The 1103-nt window shown below is 75.4% G+C and carries 1 protein-coding gene; it reads left to right on the forward strand.

Going from position 1 to position 1103, the window contains the following annotated elements:
* A partial coding sequence (locus ND748_RS32520; protein ID WP_251750091.1) for a hypothetical protein occupies positions 1 to 546 on the forward strand: 546 nt, incomplete at its 5' end.
* Between the last annotated feature and the right edge of the window lie 557 nt (positions 547 to 1103).

A 1103-nucleotide genomic window follows, 5' to 3' on the forward strand; every position in this document is an offset into this window, starting at 1 on the left:
GGCGAGAGCCGCGCCGCCGGTCGGGACGACAATCCCGGGCACGCGGACGGCCGCCGCGGCCACCTGGATGGGCAGCGTGGGCGCGGCCGCCTCGATGGGCCGCACAGACACCACAGCCGGCCGGACCACACCCAGCCGGACCGCACCCGGCCGGACCTCGACGACGCCACCGCCGAGGCGGTCGGCCGGCTCAGCGAGGCGCTGGAGTGGGTGGAACGGGCCCGCGGTGCGCTGTATGAGTTCCATCAGCTCTCCGGGCGGGCGGACCTCACCCTGACAAAGGCGATCACCGGGCTGGAGGACGCCGGACATGCCCGGATCGCCGGATTTGTCCGCAACGAGCTGTACGGGCGCAACGTGCTCGACGGACGCTGGACCTTCCAGATCGTCGAGGAGTACGACGGGCTGTACTACCGGCCCTTCGCCGAGGTGGACGAGGAGGTCCGGCGGCGGCTCACCGACGGAATGCGCCACGTCCACGAGGCCCGGATGAAGGCGCGCGAGCGCGCCCGGGCCGGCCGCGACCTGTGGGGCCCCGGCGCCTGAGCGGCGTCACCCCCGCCGGCGACCAGGATGCGGACCGCCCCGACGAGCCGGCCCCGCAGACCCTGAAGCACGGCGAGATGCTCCGCGCGTTCAACGATGTCGAGTGCCGCCGCCGCCCCCGCCCGATCTCCCGTGGCGAGCGCCGCCCGGACCCGGACCAGGGCACAGCCCCGCACGGCGTCGAGACCGCCTGACCGCGCCGCGTCCGGGGAGGCCCCGGGCGCCGAGGCCGTCGAGGACACCCGCGACACCGGGAACACCGAGGCCGCCGGAAACGCCAAGAACGCCGGAGACACCAGAGACACCAGAGACACCAGAGACGCCGGAGCCGGCAGGGACGCCGGGGAAATCGGCACCGGTGGCGGCGGCTTGGCCTCGTCGGCCAGGACGTCGGCCAGGCGCAACTGCCATCGCCGCAGCTCGTCGATGCTCGCGAGGAGTCGCGGACGGCAGTGCAGCAGCCCCGCCCAGGTGCCGGCCGGGCTCGCGGCCGGCGAGCCGGCTCCGACGATCTCGGCCCGCAGCGGGTGCGGGCCGGTCAGCCGCAGGGCCTGCGC

This window comes from Frankia sp. AiPs1, from assembly GCF_023716945.1.
Classification (GTDB): domain Bacteria; phylum Actinomycetota; class Actinomycetes; order Frankiales; family Frankiaceae; genus Frankia.